The sequence below is a fragment of the Luteibacter anthropi genome (assembly GCF_011759365.1).
Classification (GTDB): Bacteria; Pseudomonadota; Gammaproteobacteria; order Xanthomonadales; family Rhodanobacteraceae; genus Luteibacter; species Luteibacter anthropi.
Genome location: NZ_JAARLZ010000009.1, coordinates 132,742 through 156,323, shown reverse-complemented (window position 1 = coordinate 156,323; position 23,582 = coordinate 132,742). Strand labels below are relative to the sequence as shown.

General features: G+C 64.7%; 16 protein-coding genes and 1 pseudogene. 6 read left to right on the top strand and 11 right to left on the bottom strand.

All coding sequences use genetic code 11. The features are described 5' to 3' along the window. Positions 1-13: 13 nt before the first annotated feature. The 5 genes and pseudogenes from leuB to HBF25_RS16505 all read right to left on the bottom strand — a co-directional run. Positions 14-1,078, bottom strand: coding sequence for a 3-isopropylmalate dehydrogenase (gene leuB, locus HBF25_RS16525; protein ID WP_166950308.1), 1,065 nt, complete (start codon positions 1,076-1,078; stop codon positions 14-16). Beyond that, complete coding sequence (leuD, locus tag HBF25_RS16520; RefSeq protein ID WP_166950306.1) at positions 1,075-1,671, bottom strand: 3-isopropylmalate dehydratase small subunit; 597 nt, start codon at positions 1,669-1,671, stop codon at positions 1,075-1,077. The genes leuB and leuD overlap by 4 nt, the downstream gene beginning before the upstream one ends. Beyond that, positions 1,668-3,083 carry a 3-isopropylmalate dehydratase large subunit gene (gene leuC, locus HBF25_RS16515; RefSeq protein ID WP_166950305.1) on the bottom strand — a complete coding sequence of 472 codons (1,416 nt, stop codon included), beginning with the start codon at positions 3,081-3,083 and terminating at the stop codon, positions 1,668-1,670. Before leuC ends, leuD begins: the two co-directional genes overlap by 4 nt. Continuing rightward, a complete protein-coding gene (locus HBF25_RS16510) occupies positions 3,080-4,027 on the bottom strand; it encodes a branched-chain amino acid transaminase (RefSeq protein ID WP_166950304.1) in 948 nt (315 codons plus the stop codon). The genes leuC and HBF25_RS16510 overlap by 4 nt, the downstream gene beginning before the upstream one ends. 40 nt (positions 4,028-4,067) lie before the next feature. Beyond that, positions 4,068-5,264, bottom strand: a pseudogene (locus HBF25_RS16505) (2-isopropylmalate synthase); the annotation flags it as partial. A gap of 535 nt (positions 5,265-5,799) precedes the next feature. Here HBF25_RS16505 and HBF25_RS16500 point away from each other — a divergent pair. Beyond that, positions 5,800-7,104 carry an OprD family outer membrane porin gene (locus HBF25_RS16500; protein ID WP_166950301.1) on the top strand — a complete coding sequence of 435 codons (1,305 nt, stop codon included), beginning with the start codon at positions 5,800-5,802 and terminating at the stop codon, positions 7,102-7,104. A 9-nt stretch (positions 7,105-7,113) separates the two neighbouring features. On the opposite strand, the gene thrC is transcribed toward HBF25_RS16500, so the two are convergent. From thrC to HBF25_RS16475, 5 genes are all read right to left on the bottom strand, one after another. Next, the gene (thrC, locus tag HBF25_RS16495; protein ID WP_166950299.1) at positions 7,114-8,391 is read right to left on the bottom strand and encodes a threonine synthase; all 1,278 of its coding nucleotides are present in this window, start codon (positions 8,389-8,391) and stop codon (positions 7,114-7,116) included. A 2-nt stretch (positions 8,392-8,393) separates the two neighbouring features. Continuing rightward, on the bottom strand, positions 8,394-9,344 hold the full coding sequence (locus HBF25_RS16490) for a homoserine kinase (protein WP_425483502.1): 951 nt from the start codon (positions 9,342-9,344) through the stop codon (positions 8,394-8,396). Beyond that, positions 9,341-10,492: a homoserine dehydrogenase family protein gene (locus HBF25_RS16485; RefSeq protein ID WP_166950297.1), complete on the bottom strand. Its 1,152-nt coding sequence runs from the start codon at positions 10,490-10,492 to the stop codon at positions 9,341-9,343. The genes HBF25_RS16490 and HBF25_RS16485 overlap by 4 nt, the downstream gene beginning before the upstream one ends. Before the next feature lie 486 nt (positions 10,493-10,978). Further along, a complete protein-coding gene (locus tag HBF25_RS16480) occupies positions 10,979-12,970 on the bottom strand; it encodes a bifunctional 2',3'-cyclic-nucleotide 2'-phosphodiesterase/3'-nucleotidase (protein ID WP_166950295.1) in 1,992 nt (663 codons plus the stop codon). A 186-nt stretch (positions 12,971-13,156) separates the two neighbouring features. After that, positions 13,157-15,076 carry an alkaline phosphatase family protein gene (locus tag HBF25_RS16475; protein ID WP_166950293.1) on the bottom strand — a complete coding sequence of 640 codons (1,920 nt, stop codon included), beginning with the start codon at positions 15,074-15,076 and terminating at the stop codon, positions 13,157-13,159. A gap of 192 nt (positions 15,077-15,268) precedes the next feature. On the opposite strand from HBF25_RS16475, the gene HBF25_RS16470 reads away from it, so the two are divergent. The 4 genes from HBF25_RS16470 to HBF25_RS16455 all read left to right on the top strand — a co-directional run bounded on the left by HBF25_RS16470 (position 15,269) and on the right by HBF25_RS16455 (position 21,141). Beyond that, entirely contained in the window at positions 15,269-17,572 is a 2,304-nt protein-coding gene (locus HBF25_RS16470; protein ID WP_166950291.1) for a TonB-dependent receptor, read from the top strand. 53 nt (positions 17,573-17,625) lie between these two features. Further along, positions 17,626-18,666: a glycerophosphodiester phosphodiesterase gene (locus HBF25_RS16465; RefSeq protein ID WP_166950289.1), complete on the top strand. Its 1,041-nt coding sequence runs from the start codon at positions 17,626-17,628 to the stop codon at positions 18,664-18,666. 145 nt (positions 18,667-18,811) lie between these two features. Beyond that, positions 18,812-20,323 (top strand): amino acid permease, encoded by a 1,512-nt coding sequence (locus tag HBF25_RS16460; RefSeq protein ID WP_166950287.1) that lies wholly within the window; start codon positions 18,812-18,814, stop codon positions 20,321-20,323. Positions 20,324-20,436: 113 nt separating this feature from the next. Then, complete coding sequence (locus HBF25_RS16455; protein WP_166950285.1) at positions 20,437-21,141, top strand: glutathione S-transferase N-terminal domain-containing protein; 705 nt, start codon at positions 20,437-20,439, stop codon at positions 21,139-21,141. A 46-nt stretch (positions 21,142-21,187) separates the two neighbouring features. Here the strand turns inward: HBF25_RS16455 and HBF25_RS16450 are convergent, their stop codons facing one another. Further along, entirely contained in the window at positions 21,188-21,781 is a 594-nt protein-coding gene (locus tag HBF25_RS16450; RefSeq protein ID WP_166950283.1) for a hypothetical protein, read from the bottom strand. A 279-nt stretch (positions 21,782-22,060) separates the two neighbouring features. Between HBF25_RS16450 and HBF25_RS16445 the strand changes: the two genes are divergently transcribed. Continuing rightward, positions 22,061-23,296 carry a hypothetical protein gene (locus tag HBF25_RS16445; RefSeq protein WP_166950281.1) on the top strand — a complete coding sequence of 412 codons (1,236 nt, stop codon included), beginning with the start codon at positions 22,061-22,063 and terminating at the stop codon, positions 23,294-23,296. The last annotated feature ends 286 nt before the right edge of the window (positions 23,297-23,582 follow it).

Here is a 23,582-nt window from a genome sequence, read left to right as displayed (position 1 = left end):
ATCTTTCGGCTGTTCATGCGGCCTCCGCTTTGGCTTGGACGGCGTCCAGGACGGCAGCGGTCACGGCATGCGTATCGGCCGTGCCGCCCAGGTCGCGGGTGAGGTTGGCGTGCGAGAGCACTTCTTCGACGGCGGCTTCCACTACGTCGGCTTCCTCGGCGAGGCCGAGCGAGTGACGCAGCAGCATGGCGGCGGAGAGGATCGTGCCCAGCGGATTGGCGAGCGCCTGGCCGGCGATGTCCGGTGCGGAACCATGGATCGGTTCGTAGACGCCCGCGCCCGGTCCGCCCACGGAGGCTGACGGCGACAGGCCCAGCGAACCGGCCAGCACCGAGGCTTCATCGGTGAGGATGTCGCCGAACATGTTCTCGGTGACGATCACGTCGTAATCGGCCGGGCGCGTCAGCAGGTGCATTGCCATGGAATCCACCAGCTGGTGTTCCAGTTCCACGTCCGGGTAATCGGCGGCGATGCGCGTGGCTACCGAACGCCACAGGCGCGAGGTCTCCAGCACGTTGGCCTTGTCCACCGAGGTGACCTTCTTCTTGCGCGAACGGGCCAGGTCGAAGGCGTGGCGCACCACGCGCTCCACTTCCGCCACGCTGTATCGGCATTCGTCGGTGGCGTCGTCTTCGCTGCGGGTCTTTGCACCGAAATAGATGCCTCCGGTCAGCTCGCGCACGAAGACAAGATCCACACCCTTCGTGCGTTCCGGTTTCAGCGGCGACAGCTCGGCGGTGCGCGGGTGCAGCTTCAGAGGGCGGATGTTCGCGAACACGCCCAGCAGCTTGCGCATCGCCAGCAGCCCCTGTTCCGGCCGCACCTTGGCCGCCGGGTCGGACCACTTCGGGCCGCCGACGGCGCCCAGCAGGATCGCGTCGCAGGCCAGCAGGGCCTCGCGCGTGGCCGGCGGCAGCGGATCGCCGAAACGGTCGATGGCATCACCGCCGATGGCGTGCTCGGTAAAGGTGAAGTCGTGGCCGAAGCGCTCGGCCACCTGGCGCAGCACGGCAACGCCGGCAGCGGCGACTTCGGGACCGATGCCGTCACCCGGCAGTACGACGATCTGGGCCTTCATGCAGCTTTCTCCACAAGGGTTTCATAGGCGGCGATCGCATCCTGCTGTTGGAGCAGGAAGCCCAGCTGGTCGACGCCGTTGAGCAGGCAGTGACGCGAGAACGCGTCCAGTTCGAAGCGGATGGTTCCGCCATCGGGCAGGCGGATCGTGCTTTCGGCCACGTCGATGCGCAGTTCCACACCGGGGTTGTCCAGCAGCCAGCGGTGTTCGGCCTCGCTCAGCACGATGGCGAGCAGGCCGTTCTTCAGCGCGTTGCCGCGGAAGATGTCGGCGATCTCGCTGGAGATCACGGCCTTGATGCCGTAGTCGAGCAGGGCCCAGGGCGCGTGCTCGCGCGACGAGCCGCAACCGAAGTTGTGGCCGGCCACCAGGATCGCGCAGCCACGCGCAGCGGGCTGGTTGAGCGGGAAGGCCGGGTCGTCGCTGCCGTCGGCGGCATAGCGCCAGTCCTCGAAGCAATGCTTGCCCAGGCCCGTGCGCTCGGTGGTGGTGAGGAAGCGCGCCGGGATGATCCGGTCGGTGTCGATGTTTTCATTGCGCAGCACGGCCGTGCGCGAATGCACGTAGGTGAGCGGCTGGCTGGTCTGGCTCATGCGGCGGCTTCCTGGGTCATGTACTCGCGCGGATCGGCGACGCGGCCGGCCACGGCGGAGGCGGCGGCCACGAGCGGGCTGGCGAGCACGGTGCGCGCACCCTTGCCCTGGCGTCCCTCGAAGTTGCGGTTGCTGGTGGCGACGACGAGCTGGCCCGGCTGGGCGAGGTCGCCGTTCATGGCGATGCACATGGAGCAGCCCGGCTCGCGCCATTCGGCACCGGCGGCGCGGAACACCTCGTGCAGGCCTTCGCGTTCGGCATCGCGGCGCACCTGTTCGGAGCCAGGCACGACCAGCATGCGCACGCCATCGGCCACGCGACGTCCGCGCAGGATGCTGGCGGCAGCCTGCAGGTCGGACAGGCGACCGTTCGTACAGCTGCCGACGAAGACCACGTCCACGGCTTCACCGGCCATCGGCTTGCCGGCAGTGACCTGCATGTAGTCCAGCGCACGCTGTTCCACCGCATCGGCCGCAGCAGGCACCGGTGCGTGGATCGACACGACCATGCCCGGGTGCGTGCCATAGGTGACCGACGGCTGGATCGACGATGCGTCGATGCGCACTTCGCGGTCGTAACGAGCGCCTTCGTCGGTGGGCAGCTTGCGCCACGCGGCGACGGCGCGCTCCCAGGCTTCGCCCTTCGGCACGCGCTCACGGCCCTTCAACCACGCGAACGTGGTTTCGTCCGGTGCGATGAGTCCGGCGCGTGCGCCGGCTTCGATCGACATGTTGCATACCGTCATGCGCTCTTCCATCGACAGGGCGCGCACGGCCTCGCCGGTGTACTCGATGACGTAGCCGGTGCCGCCGCCGATGCCGATCGTGCCGATGATGTGCAGGATCAGGTCCTTCGCGGTCACGCCCGGCTGCAAGGCGCCATCGACGTGTATCGCCAGCGACTTGGCCTTGCGCTGGAGCAGGCACTGCGTGGCGAGCACGTGGCCCACCTCGGTGGTGCCGATGCCGAAGGCCAGTGCGCCGAACGCACCATGCGTGGCGGTGTGGCTGTCACCGCAGACGATGGTCATGCCCGGCTGCGTTGCGCCCACTTCGGGGCCTGCGACGTGCACGATGCCGCGTTGCGGGCTGTCCCAGCCCATGAGGTCGATGCCGAACTCGCGCACGTTGGCTTCGAGCTTCGCGACCTGGGCTTCGGCTTCCTTCGTGTAGTAGGGACGCTTGCCATCCGCATCAGGCGGCAGCGTCGGCGTGGAGTGATCCAGCGTGGCCAGCGTACGATCGGCACGACGCACCTTCAGGCCGCGCGAGCGCAGCTCGTCGAAAGCCTGCGGCGAGGTCACCTCGTGCACCATGTGCAGGTCGATGTAGAGCACGCCCGGCGTCGAGGCCGTTTCGGCCTTTACCTGGTGCGCGTCCCACAGTTTGTCGAACAGCGTGCGCGGCGTCATGCGGCCACCCTCCCGTCGACCTGTTCTTCGACGGGCGTGAGCCAGCCCCAGACGTCTTCGGTGCGGCCGTCGAACAGGCCGAAGAAGTCGGCCTGCAACTGTCGCGTGATGGGGCCCGGGCGACCGCTGCCCACCGGCTTGCGGTCCACCGAACGCACGGCGGTGATTTCGGCGGCCGTGCCGGTCATGAACACTTCGTCGGCGAAATACAGCATCTCGCGCGGCAGCGGCTGTTCCACCACTTCGTAGCCACGCAGGCGCGCCAGGGTCAACACCGAATCGCGGGTGATGCCACACAGGATCGCCGAGGCGGCCGGTGGCGTGTAGATGGTGCCCTTGCGCACCACGAACAGGTTTTCGCCCGCGCCTTCGCTGAGCAGCCCGTCGGTGCCCAGGGCGATGCCTTCGGCATAACCGCCGTTCGCCGCTTCACGCGCGATCAGCTGGCTGTTGAGGTAGTTGCCGCCGGCCTTTGCGCCGCTGGGATAGGTGTTGGGCGCGGCCCGGTTCCACGACGACACGCAGACATCCACGCCTTTCTCCAGCGCGTCGGCGCCATGGTAGGCGCCCCAGGGCAGGGCGATCACGGCCACATCCACGGCGGTTTCGGCGGGCGGCGCGATGCTGAAGGTGAAGCCGCTGCGCAGCACGATGGGGCGCACATAGGCGGACTTCAGTCCGTTGGCACGGATCACCTCACGGCAGGCGCGGTTGATCGTGGCCGCGTCGTACGGCATCGGCAGGTCATACACCCGCGCGGAATGGAACAGGCGCTCGGTGTGGTCATCAAGGCGGAAGTAGCGCGGGCCATCGGGCGTGGCATACACGCGCACGCCTTCGAACACCGAGGATCCGTAATGCAGCGCGTGTGCGCCCATGTGGACGGTGGCTTCCGCCCAGGCCTTGATGCGGCCGTTGTGCCAGAGATGGGACGGGGCTTCCATGGATCCTCCTTCAGGACTGGACCGCGGTGGCGGTCTGGGTTTCGTCGTCGTAAGCCGCCATGAGCGCCACGAGATCGTCGTTGGTGACCGAGCGCTGGCGATCGGCCAGCACCTTGAAGCGATCGAACACGACGGCGAGCGTGTCGTCGTCGAGCTGGTAATCGAGTTCGGACAGGCGCTGGCGCAGCGCGTGCTTGCCGGAGTGCTTGCCCAGCACCAGCGAAGTCTTCGCGCCCACGTCCTGCGGCGTCATGATTTCGTAGGTGCCGCGATGCTTCAGCATGCCGTGCTGGTGGATGCCCGATTCGTGCGCGAAGGCGTTGTCGCCCACGATGGCCTTGTTGCGCGGCACTTTCTGTCCCGTCACTTCGGCCAGCAGGCGCGAGGTGGGGAACAGGTGTCGGGTGACGATGCCGGTGTCCACGCGGAACAGCGGCCTGCGCGTATGCAGCGCCATCACGATTTCTTCCAGCGAAGCATTGCCGGCGCGTTCGCCGATGCCGTTGATGGTGCATTCGACCTGGCGTGCACCGGCCGCCACGGCGGCGAGGCTGTTCGCCACGGCCATGCCGAGGTCGTCGTGGCAGTGCGAGGAGAACGTCACCTTGTCCGCGCCGCGCACGTGGGCGCGCAGATAGGTGAACATGTCGAAGATTTCGTTGGGGGTGACGTAGCCGACGGTGTCGGGTGCGTTGAGGGTGGTAGCGCCGGCTTCGACGGCAACCGAGAAGATCTCGGCGAGATACTCCGGCTCGGTGCGCATGGCGTCTTCGGCGGAGAATTCGACCTCATGTGCCAGGGCTTTCGCACGCTGGATCGCCGTTGCGGCGATGTCGATGACTTCTTGCTTGCTTTTCCCCAGCTTGTGTTCGCGATGCAGGGGAGAGGTGGAGAGGAAAACATGTATCCGTGAATGTCGGGCGCCTTCCAGGGCCCTGCCCGCACTATCTATGTCCGCCGCCTGACATCTTGCCAGTGCGGCGATCGTAGGCGTCTTCAACGTCCTCGCGATCTCCGCCACGGCGGCGAAATCGTCGGGTGAGGCCTGCGGAAACCCGGCCTCCAGGATGTCGACGCCCAGTTCTTCCAGGGCCTGTGCCATGCGCAGTTTTGCACGACGATCCATCGAGAAGCCGGGGGCCTGCTCGCCGTCGCGCAAGGTGGTGTCGAAGATGCGCACGCGTCCGCCTACGTCGCTGTCGACGGCGTCGGTGCTGCCCTGGTTTGCTGGATTCATGTCTGGCTCCGCTCGTGTGTGAGGCGGGCCGGGCAATAAAAAACCCCGCATCCGTTGTCGGGTGCGGGGTTCTTTGGGAGTCTTCAGGTCGTTTTCTGTTTACCTGGACACTTGCCCTTAGCCCGCACCTCCGCAGGTAATAAGTACAAGGCTAATAAGAAGGAGTCCGCCGCCGAGACGCAGCTTGCCCGTTACCGCCGTAAGGAGGTGGAGGGCGTTGCGGCGATGGCTGTTGCGCTGCGTCATGTTGTCGAACGTATGCGATGACGTGCGAGCGTGTCAACACTTTCCTCAGAAACTTTTTTATTTCGTTTGGACGGCTAGACGCCCGGTCTCGTCACGGCGTGTGATCCATGTCTCATGTTCGTCATGAAAGACGTGCGGTCATCATCCACTCCGAATCGGCAGCGGACACGCTGAAGATGAACGGGCCCAACGCCTCCGCAAGTTCTTCCCGTGCTACCTTCGGCGTCTTTTTTCTGTCATGGAGTCGGGGCGTGATGGCGACGGTGAATGCAACGCAAGGGGGCCGCTGATGCGTCGGCGTGCCTCTCTTGCCATGGCGCTGGCCTGCGCCACGGGCGGTGTCCAGGCCGAGGATTTCATCGGTGACGGCCGCTTCGACGGCGAATTGCGCCTGTATCGCTTCGACCGGGTCTTCGATTCGGGCAACGCCCACGACGAGCGGGCCTGGTCGCTGGCCGGCCTGTTCACGGTGAAGAGCGGTAGCGTCGGCGGATTCCGCCTCGCGGCCACCGGGTTCTCGGCGCAATCGCTGGGCACCCGCTCCGATCTACCCTCCCGGATCGATGCCTCGCTGATGGCCCTGGGACCTTCGCTGAGCGGTTTCTCCCAGGCTTATGCCGAATACGCGGGGCACGGGGTCACCGTGCGCGCGGGCGACCAGTACCTGGACACCCCCTGGATGGGCCCCTCCGATTCCCGGGTGATCCCGGCCTCGTACCGGGCGCTCAACCTCTCGGTGGAGGTCTCACCCGGCTGGACGCTCCAGGCGATCCGCACCATCCGCTGGAAGAGCCGCACCTCCGACGGCTTCCTGGCCGACAACGTCTATTACCCCTCGCGCTGGCGTGGCGACACCATGTACGGGCAGAACGGCACGCTGCCGGTCACGGCCCGGGCCACCAGCGGCACCACGGCCATCGGCAGCACCTATGCGGCCGGCCCGTGGAAATCCCGCACCTGGTACTACGACTTCCGCGGCTTCGGCCGGATGGGTTACGCGGATGCCTCCTATACCTTTCCCGCCATCGGCGGCCTCGTGCCCTATGTCGGCGCCCAGGTGCTGCGCCAGACCGGCAGCAGCGGCGACAACGTGCTGGTGGAGACGAAAACCCGCGTGAACGGCGTCGCGGGTGACAGGGTGGATGCCCGGGCCTGGGGTGTCGAGGCCGGGGCGAAGCTGGGCGCGGCGAGTTTCGGGCTGGCCTACAACCGGCTGGGCGGCCGGCAGGGCGCGGTGGGCGGCGGTGCAATCATCTCGCCCTACAGCAACGGCTACGCCACCGACCCGCTGTTCACCACCTCGATGCTTCGCGGCCTTGTGGAGCAGGGCCCGGGCCGGGCGTGGAAGGCCCGCGCCGGCTACGGTTTCTTCGACGGCGAGCTTCAGCTGGCCGCCGCCTATGCCCAGTACGACACCCGCTGGCGGGGCCGCAGCCACGATCTCTACTTCGACGTGATCTGGAAGCTCGACCGCTGGGTGAAGGGCCTCCAGATCCGCAATCGCTGGGAGCGCACCGTCGGCGGCAGCAACGGCCTGAACCCCGCCAACCTGCCCTGGACCTACAACCGCCTGATGATCAGCTACCGCTTCTGATCGTCCGGCTCACCAGTGCCGCAGCCAGTCGGCGAAGATCCGACCGTCGGCGGCCATGGGTTCGGCGCTGGCACTGCGGGCCAGCATGATCGCCAGGGGGTCGGGCACCTCAACGCGCTTGCCCACCAGCGGCTCGACGATGGTGTCGAACTTGGCCGGGTGCGCGGTGGAAGCCATGGTCCAGGCGCGGGTATCACCACGCAGGCGCAGGCGCTCGAACACCCGGATCGCCGTGGCGGTATGCGGGCAGAACACCTCGCCATCGTTGGCCGCATGGCGGCGGATGGTGTCGCGGATCTCCGCATCGTCCACGCGCTCGGCGTGTCCGTGGCGACGGGCCTCGTCCTCGTTGCCGAACAGGTGGCGCAGGCGTTCGAAATTGCTGGGAGCGCCCACGTCCATCGCGTTGGCGATGGTCGGCACCGCATCACGCGCGCGATAGGGCTGTCCGGCGTAGAACTCCGGCAGCGTCTCGTTGGCGTTGCAGGCGAACACCACCTCGCCGATGGGCAGGCCGGTCTGCTTCGCCCACAGGCAGGCCACGGCGTTGCCGAGGTTGCCGGTGGGCACGATGGTGTTCATGGGCGAGGCCGCCTGCAGCGCCGCATGACCGAAATAGGCCATCTGCGGCAGCAGGCGTCCCAGGCTGATGCTGTTCGCCGAGGACATCGGCACATCGGCCTGGAGGGTCGCATCGCCGAGGGCACCTTTCACCAGCCGCTGGCAGTCGTCGAAGCTGCCTTCCACGCGCAATGCGCGCACATTGCCGCCGAAACTGCCCAGCTGATGGGCCTGGCGCGGAGAGACACGGTTATCGGGATAGAGGATCGCCACGCGAACTCCCGGTACCTCGTGGAACGCGGCACCCACGGCTGCGCCGGTATCGCCCGAGGTGGCGACGAGGATCGTCAGCGGATGGTTTTCATCGCGGCGCAGGCGGGTCAGGCAAGCGGCGAGGAAGCGCGCGCCGAAGTCCTTGAACGCGGCGGTCGGGCCGTGGAACAGCTCAAGCAGATGGCCTCCGTCGATGCGCAGCTCGCGGCGCGGCGCGGGGGCGGCAAAGGCCTCGGCGCAGATCGCATCCAGTTCGGCGGCCAGTGGATCATCCGCGAAGAACGGCGCGAGCATGCGCGAAGCGGTGGTAGCGAGGTAGCCGTCACGGGGCAGGGCGCCCACCTTCGGCATGGCCTCGGGGACATAGAGCCCGCCATCGGGCGCGAGGCCCGCGGCGATGGCCTGCGACAGGGAGGCCGGTGCGGCCTGGCCGCGCGTACTGACGTAACGCATGCTCAGACCACCTTCGCCGCAGGGCCATCGATGGGCGCCACGATCACGTCGGCGGCATGGCCTTCGTCGGCGAAGGCCCCGCGCATGGCGCGCGATGCGGCTTCGGCCGAAGCGCGATCCTCGAACCAGCCGAACACACTGGGACCGGCGCCGGAGATGCTGGCGCCCATGGCGCCATGATCGAGCGCGGCCTGTTTCACGCGGCCGAAGCCCGGAATCAGCGGTGCGCGGCGCGGTTCCACGAGTACATCGGACAACCCTTCGCGAACCAGCGCGGCCTCACCGCGATAGCAACCGGCCAGCACCATCGCGAGGTTGGCGCTCTGCGCCACGAACTCGCCCAGTGCGTAGTGCCCGGCGAGCGCAGCGCGGGCCTTGCGGGTTTCCAGCACCACATGCGGATGGACCAGCGCGCAATGCCATTCGGCCGGTACCGGCACGCGAACCAGGCGCTTGTCAGTGGAGAGCACCAGGCCGCCCAGCAGCATGGGACCTAAGTTGTCGCCGTGCCGGCTGCCGCTGGCCACCACTTCGCCGTCGAGGGCAAAGGGATACAGCGCCTCGCGGGACAGCGGTTCGTCGAGCAGTGCATTGGCGGCTACCAGCGCGGCGACACACGATGCGGCCGAACCGCCCATGCCCGAGCCGAGCGCGATGCCTTTGTGCAGGGTGATTTCGAAACCGAAGGGCAGGTCGAGCGCGTTGCGCAGCGACAGCAGTGCCGCGCCGGCGGTGTTGTCCGGGGCGTTCAGGGGCAGGTCGGTGATCACGCCGTGGATGCCGGCAATGCGCACCTCGCGTTCGGCGATGCGGCGCACTTCCGCGCGATCGCCCGCACCGGCCACGCAGTGACCCAGGATATCGAAGCCGATGCCGACGTTGCCGACACTGGCATAAGCCTCGGCCTGCGCAATATCCGTGCGGGCCTGGGGCGGGGAAACTTCGTTCATCATGCGCATCGTTTTACTCCCATGGCACCGGCCACGCGCAGCAGGTCGGTGAAGACCGCCGCCGCCGTGACCTCGGGGCCGGCACCCGGCCCCTGTACGACCAGCGCATTGTCGCAGTAACGACGGGTAGCGAAACGCACGACGTTGTCCGTGAGCCGTGCATGGGCGAAGGCATGATCCGCCCCCAGCACCTGCACGCCCACGCTGGCGCGGCCTTCGTGCAGGCGGGCCACATGGCGCAGCACGCCGCCGCTGGCGCGGGCTTCGGTCAGCAGAGCGGCCATGGGGGCGTCAAGCTCGTCCAGCCGGTCCATGAATTCCGCGCGGTCGCAGTCCGTCAGGAAGGCCGGGATCAGGCTGCGCACGTCGACGTCTTCCAGCGACAGCGGCAGGCCGGCCTCGCGGGACAGGATCACCAGCTTGCGGGCTACGTCCACGCCGGAAAGGTCGTCGCGCGGGTCCGGTTCGGTATAGCCCATCTCGTGGGCCTGGCGGACCAGGGCGGAGAACGGCTGCGAGCCGTCGAAACGGTTGAACAGCCAGGCCAGCGTGCCGGAGAGCATGCCTTCCACGGAGAGCAGTTCGTCGCCCGTGTCGATCAGGTCGCGCAGCGTCTGCACCACTGGCAGGCCGGCGCCGACCGTGCCTTCATAGTGCAGGCGCGCGCCGCTGGCGTTGGAGGCCTGGGCGATGCGATGCCAGCGGTCGAGGGGGCCGCTGGCGGCCCGTTTGTTCGGGGTCACCACATGGATGCCGGCACCGAGCCAGCCGGCGTAGTGCTCGGCTACCGCATCGCTGGCGCTGCAATCGGCGAGGACCGCCACGTTGTCGCCGCGGCCGGCCACGTAGGCGGCGAACTCGTTGAGGGCGGTGGGGCGCCAGGTCTGGGCGCCGTGGATACGGCTGTTGAGGGCGTCGTCGTCGCAGTCCAGCCACATGTGGCGACTATCGCTGACGGCACGCAAGCGCAGTTGCAGGTTGCACTCGCGCAGCAGGCGGGGTGCCGCCAGGCGTAGCTGGGTAAGCAGCGCACTGCCTACCTTGCCAGGGCCGATCACGCCCAGGTCGACGACGAGGGGGCCTGCGGGCAGGCGCAAGGGCGCTGCACGCAGGGGCGAATGGGGTAAGACGTCAGCAATGGACACGAGCAAAGCCTCCAGTTTGAGGCCCTTCGTTCGCGTCAGGTTGGGATGTTTGCCTTAGGTTCTCCGGCGCCCGTCCCGTCCTGCGGGAGGTCGGGCCGGCAGCGACAAGAACTTAAGCGCGCGCGGTCTCCGATCCTCCGACCATGGTAATGGTCGTAGTGGTCGTAGTCGCGGTGGTGGTCATGGACGCAAGCGCGCGGGCCGTATGGACGGCCGTTCGGGACATCAGCGCTGGCGAGGTGGAATACATGTTGCCGACGGTATGCCCGTTTTGTGCGGTGTGTCAAGAGGGGTGTCGGCGTCACGATGCGACACCCCACCTACCCGTCGTTCCTGTGAAAACAGGAACCCGGCGCCCCGGTTCACCAGCACGGCGGAGGCGTCCCATCGGCTTTGGCGCTGGAGACACCCTCGCGACAACCGATTGCCCCGCGCCAGGTCCCAGCTTCCGCTGGAACGACGGTGAGGTCGTTCCAGCGGGATCGGGCATGCTTACTTCTTCGAAAGATCCACGGCATACACCGCCGTGCCATCGCCGTTATCACGCAGCTGATGAATCGGCAGGCCGAGCGACTTCGCCACGTCATCCTTGCCGGAGGCCGAAGTAAACGTCACCGCACCCTTCGTCTTCAACGGCGCGAAATGCCAGGAGCGACCATCGACATCCTTCGACGTGATCGTCTTGTGCTCCTGCACCCACTTGATCACCACTTCACGATTGCCATCCGGTGCGTTCAACACCACCGAATCGCCACCCATGCCCGGGAAGTCACCGCCCCCATTGGCACGGTAGTTGTTCGTCACCACGATGAACGGCTGGCCGTCCTTCACCGGCTTGCCCTTGTAACGCAGGTTCGCGATGCGCTGGCCTTCCGGCTTCGAGATGTCGATGGTGTAGGTGATGCCGCCCTGGATCTGATCAAAGTTGTACCCAGGCATCTTCCCGAGCAGATTCTGCTCGCCCTCTTTCGACGGATCGATCTGGTTGAAACGCGTAGCCGACTTCTCCAGCCACGCCTTCAGGCCAGCCGTATCCACCTTCACGGCAGCCAGCGTATTCGGATAGAAATACAGATCCGAAGCACTACGGATCGTCAGCGGACCCTTCGGTACATCGGTGAAATCATCCGGACCACCGAAACCGTTGCGGAACGCCGACGCCGCCGAAAGAACCGGCACATCCTTCAGGTCCGGGCGCGAACGCGAAAGCTCGTCACGCGCATACTCGATCTGCGCGGCATTCACCACGGCGATTGCCGTCATGTTTCCGGCATCGGCAAAGTAGCTCGACAGGTCATGATCGGTAGCACCGATCGGCGTATTGACGTAAGCCACGGCGGCTTCGTGCGCTTCCTGCACCAGCGGTGCGATGGCCGGATCCGCCTCGACACACTGCCCCTTCTTCACGCAGATCGGACGCACCTGGCTATGGCTCAGGTCCTTCTGCACCACCCAGCGGCCATCGGAGCGCTTTAGCGTCATGTTGATGACGCCCAGATCCTTGCCGAAGAAACCACCCATCACGGCAGGCACGCCACGTACGAGTCCGCGCTTGTCGTCCACCTCTTTCATGGTAGCGAAACCGGGCCCCGGGAATTCGGTATGCGAATGACCCAGCAACATGGCATCGATGCCCGGCACACCGGCAAGATACCAGCCGCCGTTCTCCATCTGCGGCGTATACGGCGCTGTGTTCAGGCCACCATGCAGGATCGCCACGATAAGGTCCGGGTGCTGCGCCTGCACTTCGGGCACGTACTTCTGTGCCGCTTCGACCACGCCATCCACCGTGACCTTGCCGGCGAGGTTGCGCTTGTCCCAGTCCATGATCGGCGGCGGCGTGAAGCCGATGATGCCGATCTTAAGTTCGGTGGGTACGGTCTGGCCCGATGCCGTCTTCACGTTCACCGTCTTGGTGACGATGGTCCAGGGCTTGAAGATGGGCTTGCCGTCGCGTGCGCTGTAGACGTTGGAAAGCACCAGCGGGAACTTCGGTCCGGCGCACTGGCGCGGGGTCACGCCATCGACGTTCATCGCGGTGTTGGTCACCTGCGCGAGGAAGGGCAGGCCGTAGTTGAATTCATGGTTGCCGGCGGTACCTCCGTCGTAGCCCAGGGCATCCATCGCCTTGTAGATGCCCAGTTCCGTATCGCAGCCCACCGGCTTCACCAGTGCCTGGTAGTCGGCCAGCACGCTGCCCTGGATCGTATCGCCGCTATCGAACAGCACCGTGTTCGGGAATTCCTTGCGAGCCTGGCGGATCAGCGTCGCGACGCGCTCGTAGCCGAAGCTCGGGTCTTCCTTCTGCTTGTAGTAGTCGTAGGAAAGGATGTTCGAGTGAACGTCGGTGGTTTCGAGGATGGCGAGGTCCAGCGTCGCGCCATCGGCCAGCGTGGCGGGCTTGCCGGTCTTCGCGGCGGGCGTGCCGGCACAGGCGGCGAGCAGGGCGGCCGAGAGCGTGGCCAGTGCGAGGGGCTTGAACATCGTAGGGTGTCCGGTTTCGTTGAATGCGCGCGGAAAACTACCAGAAAACCGCCTTTGTAGGAGCGCGCCCTGCGCGCGACCGGGGTAAACGATGGCGCATCATGATGGCATTCGCCCATATCGGTCGCGCGCAAGGCGCGCTCCTACAGTGTTGCTTGGCACCATCGGTCGCGCGCAGGCGCGCTCCTACAGGTGTTCGGCCTTGGCCTGGTCGAAGTAGGTGTAGGTCTTGCCGTTGTCTTCAAGCTGTCTGGTCTTCAGCACGAAGCGGTAGCTGCTGCGCCCCATCGACGAGCCATCCACGCGACGGACATCGAGCCCGGTGGCCGTATCGGTGACGATATCGGCCGGCTTCGCCGACAGGCCATCTGCATTACGGGTGGCCACCGCTTCACGCAGCACGCGACCGTCCGTCTTGCCGAGATCGAGCTTCAGCACCGAAGCCAGCGTGGGCGCGAGATCCACATTGCCGCTGGGCAGTTCGTTACGGAAGCCTTGTCGGAAATCCGGTCCGCTCGCGATCAGCAGGTTGTGCACATCCACCGGGCTGAAGCTGCCATGCATGCCGCGTTCGTTCGACATGCTGTTGTAGACCGTGCCCTTGAATCCCTGCACCACGGCATCGGCATTGTAATCATAGCTGGCAATGATGTCCGGCGAGCGGCTGTTTTTCAGGTGCACCGACGACAGCGGCAACGTGCCCGGAATCTTTCCGTAGCGCGCATCGACGAAGATCGCCCCGAACATTTCGTGCGATTGCAGGAAACGCACGGCATCGACGATCTTCTCGCGATCATGCGACGGAAGGTAGAGATATTCACTGCCGCCATTGGGAGCGATCACGAAGGCCTGCGATGGCAGATCGACAGGCACCTTGTAGGAAGGTGTCGTATACGGCCCCGGCTTGCCGCATACGCGACCGTCATCGTCGAAGCGGGTGGGATGCAGCTGCGTACCATCGGCACGAATGCCCGACATTACCGGTGCATACACACAACCGAAGCCGTCAAACACCGTGAAGCCTGCGCGAGTCATCTCATCCGCAAGGCGAATGCCACCCGACACGGAGTAACCCCAGTCTGCATCGGGACGACCAACGCGTCCGTCACCGATCGTGCGCAAGGGGAACATGTCCAGCGGCCCGGATACATTGCTATGCGCATGATCCGACACGATGACCAGATCGGTATCGGCGTCCATGCCCAGTTCCTTCAGCTTTGCCTGGAGCTTGCCCAGCAGCACATCCTGCGCCTGGATGGCGAGGTGGAAATTGGGCGAGCCGACACCATAGGCATGTTCGGTGGAATCCGGATTGCGCAGCCATACGAAGCTGACGTCGGGCTTTTCCACCGGCAGCACGTACGACAGGAATGCATTCATCAGGTATTCGTTCGATGCCGTGGGCGGTGCGCCCGCACCGTCCGACGCATCCGAGCTGGCGCCATCCTTCAACATCACCAGCGGCAGCTGTGCCGTCGGCACGCCGTTGTCGGGCTCAAGATGGAAGTGATCCGGGTCGTAAGCCTGTACGGTATTCGCAGGTAACGGCAGCCCCGCCTTCGCGAGTTTCTTCGCAAATGCCAGTGGCAACGCCACGTTCTCGTCGAGAATCAGGCCGCCCTCGTGGATATCCTGGAGAAAGGCCGGCCCCGACTTGCCGATCACCGCCGTCTTCAGCCCCGCTTTGCGGGCGCGTTCGAGCAGGGTAGGGGCTTCGAGCAGGTCGTGGTGGTAGTGATCGTCCAGCGCTCGCAGCACCGCGTAATCTTCGGTGAACATCGGCGCGGCGAAGTCACTGGCTGCCCCCTTGGCATCGAAACCCTTCGCCCCCGGCGCCCAGAAGCGGTTACCGAAGAAGCCGATCGTCCCCGGAAACGAGCCCGTGGCGAAGCTCGACGCGTTGATCATGGTGAAGGTGGGGTAGGTGGCGTGGTTGTCGGCGAAGAAGCTGCCGCGCTTCGCCAGCGCTGCCAGGTTGGGGGTGTCCTCTTCGCTGATGGCGTCGGGGCGCATGCCGTCCCAGACGAACACGATCACCCGATGGGCGTGGGCTTCGGCGGTAAGCGTCGTGAGCAGCAGGGCGGCAAGGCGGGCAAGACGGCGCATGATCGAAGGATTCCCCGGTGTCAAAAAAAGCCTGCCATGGTGCTGCCGCGATGTTGCAGTTAAAGGACGACTACATTCCGACAATTTGCGATAGAAACGGATAATTCGTCTTAAATCATCGAATCGTAAGAAAACCTACATACAAAATCTTCACGCTTGGCGGCTTCCCCTCCCCGACGAGCTCGTCTGTCGATGACTTATTCCCGCCGCGCCATCTTCCTCGCGCTTGCCTCCGCGCTTGCCTTCCAGGCCCACGCTGCCGACAACGACGCCCCGCCGCCGAAGACGCAGGACCTGGAAGCCGTCTCCGTCATCGGCCAGGGCGAGACCCGCCAGGTGCAGCGCATCGTCCCGGACGACGAAAAGGTGCTGCCGCCGGGTACCAGCCCGCAGAAGATTCTCAACCGCCTGCCCGGCGTATCGGTGCAGTCCAACGACGCCTTTGGCGCCAACGAGGAATCGCAGACCATCACCCTGCGCGGCTTCAACACCACCCGCCTGGGCTACACCCTCGACGGCCTGCCGCTGGGCGACAACGCCTACGGCAACTACAACGGCCTGAACATCTCGCGCGCCCTCATCGCCGAGAACATGTCCACCGTGGAACTGTCCGAAGGCATCGGTGCCCTGGGCACCGCTTCCACCAGCAACCTCGGCGGCGCCATCCAGTATTTCTCGTCCGACCCGTCGAAGACCTTCGGCGGCAAGGTGGCGCAGACCTTCGGCAGCGACCACAACCGCCGCACCTATGCCCGCATCGATACCGGCGACTACAAGGGCTTCTCGATGTACCTGTCGGGCGCCAAGGCCAACGCCGACATGTGGGCCCAGCCGCATTCGGACACCGGTACCAAGCAGTTCAACGGCAAGGCCGTGTTCGAGTTCGGTGACGGCAACCGCATTACTGGCTTTGCCGATACCTCGCGCACGAGCCAGGCCGACTACGCCTACCTCTCCAAGAGCGGCATGCAGCGCGGCCTGGGCTGGGACTGGAACCTCTACGCCCCGGACTGGAACCGCGCCCTTGCCGCCGCTTACTGTGCACCGGCATACACCAAGGGCAACGTGAAGGACCCGCGCTGCGGCTTCTCCGGCGGCGTGGACAACATCGACGACGCCTACTACCAGAGCCGCGCGTTGCGCAACGACGACCTGTACTACCTCGCTGGCGACTTCACCGTGGCCGAGGGCGCCACGCTGCATACCCAGGTCTATCACCACGAAGACGAAGGCCAGGGCCACTGGTGGGCGCCGGGACAGAAGTCGTACCCGGGTACGGCCCAGGAGCTGCCGATCTCGATCCGCAGCACCAACTACACGATCAACCGCAACGGTGCCATCGCATCGCTGGCCTGGGATCTGGGCAACCATCACATCGAAGGCGGTGTGTGGTACGAGAAGAACGATCACCACGTCGAGCGCAACTTCTACTACATCACCGGCCCGATCAGCGACGATCGCTTCCTGTCCAACCCGGACCGTCGCCTGTTCTCACAGGATTACACCATCACCACCAAGCAGGCCTACATCCAGGACACCTTCAAGGCACTGGATGACCGCCTCACCGTGGACGTGGGCGTGAAGAGCCCGCACACGACGATGATGGCACGTGAAACCCCGGGTGTGAGCGTGGAGGGCCCGCTGGCCAATGGCACGCTGAAGGCCAGCAAGTCGTTCCTGCCGCAGGTCGGCCTGGCCTATCAGGTCGCTCCGGGCCAGGAGTTCTTCCTGTCGTACGCCAAGAACATCGCGGCCTTCCAGGGCGGCGGCGCGAGCGGTCCGCTGCTGGTGACCCAGGCGGCGTTCGACCAGACCAAGTCGAGCCTGCGTCCCGAAGAGTCGCGCAGCATCGACGGCGGTTTCCGCAGCGTTGGCGACTGGTACGAAGCGTCAGTCGCGCTGTATGACGTCAAGTTCAACAACCGCCTGCTATCGCTTAACCCCTGCCCCAGCATCGAGCAGAACACGCGCCCGGGATGCAATACCGCGTTCGTGAACGTGGGCTCGGTGAGCAGCCAGGGTGCGGAGTTCACCTTCATCTGGAAGCCGTTCCACGGCTTCCAGTGGTACAACTCGGCCTCGTTCAACGATTCGACCTACGATGACAACTACATCGCCAACGGCCAGGTGGTTCCGGTGAAGAACAAGACCACGGTGGACACGCCCAAGCGCTTGTTCTCCAGCGAAATCAGCTACACCTACGGCCCGTGGTCGGCCAGCCTGCGCGGCAAGTACACCGGCAAGCGTTACTACACCTACACCAATGACCAGAGCGTGGCCGGTGCCACCTCGTTCGACTTCGGCGCCAGCTATAACTTCGGCCAGCTCGGTCAGCTGAAGGCCCTGACCCTTGCGCTGAACGTGACCAACCTTACCGACCACCGCTACGCCTCGAACCTCACGGCGTTCGGTGCCACCGACCCGCAGGGCCGCGCCCTGGCCTTCCACGCCAGCGCCCCGCGCCAGAGCTTCGTCACCCTGTCGGCCGACTTCTGATGAAGACGCTTGCTCTATCCTGCGCCCTGGCCCTTTCGCTCGGAGCGCTGTCGATGTCCATCCATGCTGAGCAAGCCCGGCCGCTCGCGGCCCGGGTCCTGGTGATCGGTCACCGTGGCGCCAGCGCGCTGCGGCCCGAGCACACGCTGGCCTCGTATGCCGTCGCCATCAAGGACGGCGCGGATTTCGTGGAGCCCGACCTGGTCTCCACGAAGGACGGCGTGCTGGTGGTGCGTCACGAGAACGAGATCAGCGGCACCACCGACGTGGCCCAGCATCCGGAGTTCGCCAGCCGCCGCACCACCAAGACGGTAGACGGGGTAAAGATCACCGGCTGGTTCACCGAGGATTTCACGCTCGCCGAGCTGAAGACCCTGCGTGCACGTGAACGCCTTGCGGACATCCGCAAGGCCAACACGGCCTACGACGGCCAGTTCACCGTGCCGACGCTGGAGGAAATGATCGAGTTCGTGGCGGCCGAATCGTCGGCACACGGTCGCGTGATCGGCATGATTCCCGAGATCAAGCACTCCACGTATTTCCGCGGCATCGGCCTGCCCATGGAAGACAAGCTGCTGGCGGTTCTCGCCGCCCATGCTTACACGCGCACGGCACCGGTGGAGATCCAGTCCTTCGAGATCGGCAACCTCAAGTACATCCACGAGAAGCTGGGCAAGTCGCACCCGAACGTGCGCCTGCTCCAGCTGATGGGCGGCGAGACGGACCACGTGCCCGACCAGCCGGACATGACCTACGGCCAGATGATGTCGCCGAAGGGCCTGAAGGCCGTGGCTACCTATGCGGACGCCATCGGCCCGGCCACGCGCAGCATCATCCCGCTCGGCAAGGACGGCAAACTGGCTCCCGTGGCCCCGCTGGTCCACGACGCCCACGAAGCTGGCCTCGAGGTGCATCCGTACACCTTCCGCCCGGAAAACCACTTCCTCGCTGCGGATTTCCGCAACGATGCGGGTGATGCGGCGCGCAACGATGAGGGTTCGGTGAAGGAAATCCGCGCCTACCTCGCCACGGGCATCGATGCCTTCTTCACCGACGACCCGGCCCTGGGCCGCAAGGCCGTAGACGCCCGCTGACCCTGTAGGAGCGCGCCTCGCGCGCGACCGGCCGAACGAAATCGCCATCTCCGGGTTTTCGCCACCCCTGGTCGCGCGCAGGCGCGCTCCTACACGACACGCGTTATGATCCCGGGCCACTGCTGTGCCCCCAGGGATTCCATCGATGTCGCTCGCCAGGTTCCTACGCCACAAATCCGTCGAACAACTGCAGGCGGAGGTCGGCCAGCGCCGGGATTTCCGGCGCGTGCTCGGCCTGTGGCAGCTCACCGCCATCGGTATCGGCGGCATCATCGGCGTGGGCATCTTCGTGCTCGCCGGCCAGCAGGCCGCCATGAACGCCGGCCCGGCCGTGGCGCTCAGCTTCATCATCGCCGGCCTGGGCAGTGCCTGCGCGGCGCTCTGCTACGCCGAGTTCGCCGGCCTCATCCCGGTCACCGGCAGCGCCTACACCTACGGTTACGCGGTGCTCGGCGAGGGCACGGCCTGGATCATCGGCTGGGATCTCCTGCTCGAATACGCCCTGGTAGTGGCGGTGGTAGCCATCGGCTGGTCCGGCTACGTGCAGGTGTTGCTCGCCAGCGCCGGTGTGCACCTGCCCGAATGGGCGCAGAAGAGCATGAGCGCCGACACCATGACCTGGTACTGGCAGCAGTTCCTGGGCACCGTGGGCATCCAGCCCGCGCACCCGGTTGCCGCGCCCACCGAACACCATCGCTTCAACGTCATCGCCGCCGCCATCTGCCTGCTCGTGGCCGTGATGCTCTCGGTGCGCACGGAGTGGGGCGCACGCCTGAACACCTTCATCGTCGCCATCAAGGTCATCGGCGTGGCGCTGGTGATCGGCGTGGGCGCCTTCTACATCGACGTTTCCAACTGGCACCCGTTCATTCCCGAGCGCGTGTTCGACGACAAGGGCGTGGGCCGCTTCGGCTGGCAGGGTGTGCTCACGGGCGCCAGCGTCGTGTTCTTCGCGGTGTTCGGTTACGACACCCTCACCACGGCGGCGGAAGAAGCCAAGAATCCGCAGCGCGATCTTCCGCGTGCCGTGATGCTTTCGCTTCTCGTGGCGATGGTGCTCTACATCGCCGTGTCGCTCGTGCTCACCGGCATCGTGCCGTACTCGCACCTGAGCGGTGATGCCTCGGTCTCCGACGCCTTTAACGCTATCGGCCTGCCGTGGATCGGTAACGTCATCGCCGCGGCCGCCGTCATCGGCGTGATCAGCGTGCTGTTCGCCTTCATGCTCGGCGCGGCACGCATCTGGTTTGCCCTGTCACGCGACGGCCTGCTGCCTGCCTGGTTTTCACGCGTGCATCCGCGCTTCGGCACGCCGGCACGCCCGACGATGATTCTCGGCGTATTCACTGCTCTGGTGGCCGGCCTGCTCCCCATTGGTGAGGTCGCAGAGCTGGTCAACATCGGTACCCTGAGTGCTTTCATCCTCATCTGCGCCTCGGTGCTGGTGCTTCGCAAGCGCAAGCCCGATCTTGAACGCAAGTTCCGCACGCCGTTCGTGTGGTTCACGGCGCCGCTCGGCATCCTGTTCTCGCTGGCCCTCATTGCCGGCCTGCCGTGGATCACCTTCGAGCGTTTCGCCATCTGGATGGTGATCGGCCTGGTGGTCTACTTCGCCTACGGCGCGCGCCACAGCAAGCTGAACCCGCCGGGCGAATGATGGCCCCAGGACGGGGCGAACCTCCTGGCCGCCCCGATCCTCGCCGGGGTGTATTGAATCGAAAGGATTGCGTCTCCAGTATTTGCTCCTTGAATGTTCAAAGGAGCCGTCGCGTGGCCGATCTGTCCGCTTTCCCCATCACCCGCCGCTGGCCGGCGGTGCATCCGGACCGCATCCAGTTGTATTCGCTGCCCACGCCCAACGGGGTCAAGGCATCGATCATGCTCGAAGAGCTTGGTCTGCCCTACGAGGTGCACCTCGTGGACATCGGCAAGAACGAGAGCAAGCTGCCCGAGTTCGAATCGCTCAATCCCAACGGCAAGATCCCCGCGATGATCGATCCCGACGGCCCGGACGGCAAACCGCTGGGGCTGTTCGAATCCGGCGCAATACTGCAATACCTGGCCGAGAAGACCGGTCGCTTCCTTCCTGCCGATGCCGCAGGCCGCTGGGAAACCCTCCAGTGGCTGTACTTTCAGATGGCAGGCATTGGTCCGATGTTCGGCCAGCTGGGCTTCTTCCATAAGTTCGCTGGCCGTGAATACGAGGACAAGCGCCCGCGTGATCGCTACGTGGCGGAGGCAAAGCGATTGCTTGGCGTGCTGGACACACACCTGCAAGGTCGTGAGTGGATTGCTGCCGGCCAGTACACCATTGCCGATATCGCCACGATCGGCTGGGTGAATAATCTGATTACTTTCTACGAGGCGCGGGAACTCGTTGGTTTCGATGGGTACGTACACGTGAAGCGGTGGCTGGAGACGGGGTTGATGCGCCCGGCCGTGCAGCGCGGTTTGAAGATTCCCGCCAGAAGCTGATGACCTCGACAGGGGCGGCGCAATGAGCCGCCCCTGTTGCGAGGTCTTATCGTGTTCTGCGCGCCTGCAGGCGCGCGGCCTTCCGCCAGTCAGGGCGTTCTGGGTGATGGTGCCCGAGCGGCTTGGGTTGCGACACCCTGCTGGTCGAAACGGGGCCGATGACCGGAGAGTAAATGCCGTGTGTCACGACCTGGAATCCATTGACATCGAAACCCGGCGGATTAGTGACAATCTGCATCTGATCAGGCTTGTTGTTCCTGTTGTGCAGTTCAATGGGGTCGCCGACGTTCTCTCCATTCAGACGAAATTGAATGGTTGAACGTTCCGAATAATTATTGAAGATGATGACGGTGAGAATCTGGCCGATACGACCACCATTGAGCTTCACATCAAGCGTGTATGGATTTCGGTCTGAGTACGAAGCCCATTCCACTACCGGCAGGTCGAGCGGCGCAGTTTCAGTGCGGTAATGGTAGTCATAAATAGTGAACATGCAGTCATTATTGCCATGTTCATCGTCTGGCATGGACCAGGTCGTGATATCTCCGGACAACGGTGCAAGATAGTACATTGCATCATATTGACTAAAGAGCTCTACATCATGCTCGGCAATCTGCTTCTTTTCCAATGGTGTTGTCATCTTCATTTCCTTTGAGTGGCATTTTTATCGTCCGTTGATTGGATATTTTTTTTTAATTTAATGAAACCCATCTTTGGTTGTAGGATTCTTTGCGCTTATTCGGCAGGTTGTGGCGACATGCATGTAGGACAGGCTTATTGGAAGTTCATGCAAACCCAAAGATGACGCAGAAACGGCCGGTTTTCCAAAAATATGAGAATCGGCACGGACATTTCGTGTAACTCCTTTCCGCGGTAACGGGGCGTTCTGTCCCGTTGTTCGCTGATAAAGGAGTTCGCCATGAAACATGCGTCGTTCGCTCCTCTTTCGCTCGTTCTCATCGCCGCGGCGTTTCACGCCGCACCAGCGATGTCCGCCACCTTGGTCAATCTCGGGCACAACATCGGTGCGCAGTGTCGCGCCACAGGTGTCAACGACCAGGGGACGGCGGTAGGTACCTGTATCCCTGGCACTAACAACGGTGCGCCGATTCCGTGGATGATGGTACGTAACATACAGACAGGGCTGGCGGGCCTGTCTTCTGGTATTTCATGCAGCGTGCTTGGCATTGCCAACAACGGTACGGTGGTTGGCAGCTGCCTGGATCAGACCAGCGTTCCTTTCGGTGTGGTGTGGAGCGGCCCGTCGATCGTTCCTCTCAAGCTTGCACCCCTTGTCGGGCTGCTCGGTATCGATGCGCATGTCCGCACGATACCGAAGGCTTTCAATCAGTCGGGTTATGTGGCGGGCCAGAGCGTGGCATTCGACGGCAGCTCCACGGCCTCGCTCTGGAGCCCGGGCAGCGGCACCGCGCTGCTGGTATCCGCCTCTAGCGACAACTGCCAGGTCGCCGCCATCAACGATACCGTAGGCGGTGCGTTGCCGAGCATCTTGCTCAACTGCCCTGCGCCCAACGGCCAGTCCATCGCCAAGGTGGCCACGCCGACTGGGGCATTGCGAACCTACGATCTGCGGCCGCTGGCGATAGCGCCAGGGAGTGCCTATTGCGTGGCTGCGGGCCTCAACAGTGCCGGGCAGGTTGTTGGCTCGTGCATCTATCCGTCCTCACCCTTCAGCCAGACGGCGATCTGGGCCAGTGCAACGGCCACGCCATCACTGATGGTGCTTCCCAATTTCGCGGGCGACGTGATCGGCAAGCGCAATGGTGGTGTGTTTATCAACAGCGCCGGCCATATCGTGTTTTCCTATCAGACCGATGACGGCAAGGACGGCGTCGGCTATCTGGATTCACTGAGCAACATGCCTGTGCTTCTGCCACCCATTGTCACGGGTGCAAGCCTCACGGCGACAGGTTTCGCGGATAACGACCGCATCATCGTCGTGGGCGACAACGCGACGGGCAACAAACAGTCCGCCGTGTTCGATCCATCATCGGGCATGGTCGCTCCCATTGCACAGTTGCCGGGCGGCACGAACAGCGAACTCAAGGCGATCTCGCGGCTGGGCGGCTACGCCGCAGGCGTAGCGCAGGATGCCGGGCACAACGACAACGCGGTGCTCACCACGTTGCCCTGATAAAGCCACACAGATAGTCACGCAGTCGGTCCCAACCAACGCAACTACCCCTCACGTCGTTCCTGCGAACGCAGGAACCCAGCGCCCCGGTTCACCAGCAACGCGACCACATTGCATCGTGCTTTACGTAGGAAACGTGTTCGCGAGAACCCTCTGCATCGCGCTGGGTTCCAGCGTTCGCTGGAACGACGGTAGGTGGGTTTGTCGCGGCAGGTATGCTCGTTGTACCCACGCACCCCGCGCCGAACCCCGCACCGTGCCGAAACCCACTGTAGGAGCGCGCCTC

Bases quoted from the DNA above. Each gene is read 5' to 3' on its own strand.
- HBF25_RS16460 (WP_166950287.1), top strand. From the start codon at position 18,812: ATGTCGCTCGCCAGGTTCCTACGCCACAAATCCGTCGAACAACTGCAG.
- thrC (WP_166950299.1), bottom strand. From the start codon at position 8,391: ATGCGTTACGTCAGTACGCGCGGCCAGGCCGCACCGGCCTCCCTGTCG.
- leuC (WP_166950305.1), bottom strand. From the start codon at position 3,083: ATGACGCCGCGCACGCTGTTCGACAAACTGTGGGACGCGCACCAGGTA.
- HBF25_RS16445 (WP_166950281.1), top strand. From the start codon at position 22,061: ATGAAACATGCGTCGTTCGCTCCTCTTTCGCTCGTTCTCATCGCCGCG.
- HBF25_RS16450 (WP_166950283.1), bottom strand. From the start codon at position 21,781: ATGACAACACCATTGGAAAAGAAGCAGATTGCCGAGCATGATGTAGAG.
- HBF25_RS16465 (WP_166950289.1), top strand. From the start codon at position 17,626: ATGTCCATCCATGCTGAGCAAGCCCGGCCGCTCGCGGCCCGGGTCCTG.
- HBF25_RS16480 (WP_166950295.1), bottom strand. From the start codon at position 12,970: ATGTTCAAGCCCCTCGCACTGGCCACGCTCTCGGCCGCCCTGCTCGCC.
- HBF25_RS16475 (WP_166950293.1), bottom strand. From the start codon at position 15,076: ATGCGCCGTCTTGCCCGCCTTGCCGCCCTGCTGCTCACGACGCTTACC.
- HBF25_RS16490 (WP_425483502.1), bottom strand. From the start codon at position 9,344: ATGATGAACGAAGTTTCCCCGCCCCAGGCCCGCACGGATATTGCGCAG.
- HBF25_RS16510 (WP_166950304.1), bottom strand. From the start codon at position 4,027: ATGGAAGCCCCGTCCCATCTCTGGCACAACGGCCGCATCAAGGCCTGG.
- leuB (WP_166950308.1), bottom strand. From the start codon at position 1,078: ATGAAGGCCCAGATCGTCGTACTGCCGGGTGACGGCATCGGTCCCGAA.
- HBF25_RS16470 (WP_166950291.1), top strand. From the start codon at position 15,269: ATGACTTATTCCCGCCGCGCCATCTTCCTCGCGCTTGCCTCCGCGCTT.
- HBF25_RS16500 (WP_166950301.1), top strand. From the start codon at position 5,800: ATGCGTCGGCGTGCCTCTCTTGCCATGGCGCTGGCCTGCGCCACGGGC.
- leuD (WP_166950306.1), bottom strand. From the start codon at position 1,671: ATGAGCCAGACCAGCCAGCCGCTCACCTACGTGCATTCGCGCACGGCC.